This window comes from Neisseria sp. P0021.S007, assembly GCF_051956855.1.
Map to the genome: position 1 here is coordinate 1 of NZ_JBQCXA010000106.1, position 1,186 is coordinate 1,186.

At 48.5% G+C, this 1,186-nt stretch carries 1 pseudogene; it reads left to right on the top strand.

Features of this window, described 5'->3' with window-relative positions:
• Positions 1-979: pseudogene (locus ACTHUR_RS11480) on the top strand (hypothetical protein); the annotation flags it as partial.
• Positions 980-1,186 lie beyond the last annotated feature (207 nt).

Consider the following 1,186-nt stretch of genomic DNA (forward strand, 5'->3'; position numbering starts at 1 on the left):
GTATATGGCCATCGACCTGCTGGAAGAGGCGGTCATGGAAAACGTCACTAAGCGTTTGATCAATTTTTTGGACAAATGCTTGGACGACAGCCGCTATTTTGATTTCTCGGAGGCAGGCAATAAAATCTACCAAATCCGCGCCCGAATCTGGCGGCTGCGCGGTGAATGGCAGGCGTTGCAAGATTGCGTGAATAAACGTTTGGCAGTTGCCAAATTGGATTGGGATTATGAATTTTGGGCACTCGAAGGCTGGCAGGTTTTGCAGGCGAAAGGCGATACTGCTGCCGCGCAGGATTATTTCAGACGACATCTGCGCTTGCCGAAATTCAGACAAATTGCGGTAGAACAAGCAGTCGGGCAGCGAGACCGGGCAGAAGCGGAACGCCTCTTGCGCGAAGGCATCAGTATTGCCGAAGCTGAAGGAACACTCGGCACAGCGCACAAATGGAAGCTGCAACTTTTTGATGTATTGAAGGAAACCGGTAAAAATGTACGCGAAATCGCAGCGGATTTGGCGTTTTCCGTCCCCCTTTCATTGCCGCATTATGAAGCATGGAAAGCCACGTTTTCCGCCGCCGAATGGCCGCATGAATTCAACCGCCTGCTTGCGCGCTTGTCGGGTCAATATTCGCTGCAAGCTGAAATATTGGAGCATGAACAGGAATTCGACCGGCTGCTCGCCCTATTGCAGCAACACCTCTTGTTGTTGTACCCAATGGATCGTTTTGCCCCGTCTTTCCCCGAGCCGTATCACGACCAAATCGTGGCTTGCTACCTGAAAATCTTTGCGGCTGAAATCAATAAGGCAAGCAACCGTAAGCAATACCGCCAGCTCTTGAACCAATTAAAGACCCTCCGCCGCCAATATTCCGCACAACGGCAGGCGATGGAAGACTTTGCCGACAAAGTTAGGGAGCAATATAGCGAAAAACCACGCCGACCTGCGCTGTTGGAGGAGTTGGTTCGGGCGGGATTTTAGGAAAAAGCTGTTCATCTTCACTTTATGTAATGGATCTTTCCAAATAGGCTTAAAATCCTTACACATATTCAACGTATCGATTACTCGAAGTTTATGAATATTTAATACAGTCAGAAAATATAATTGGAAATATTAAGTCTAAGTCGTATGAAGATATCCATAAGTAAGCTGTAGCCAACATCAAACCGCGTGCGTGCCTTTGGGCAC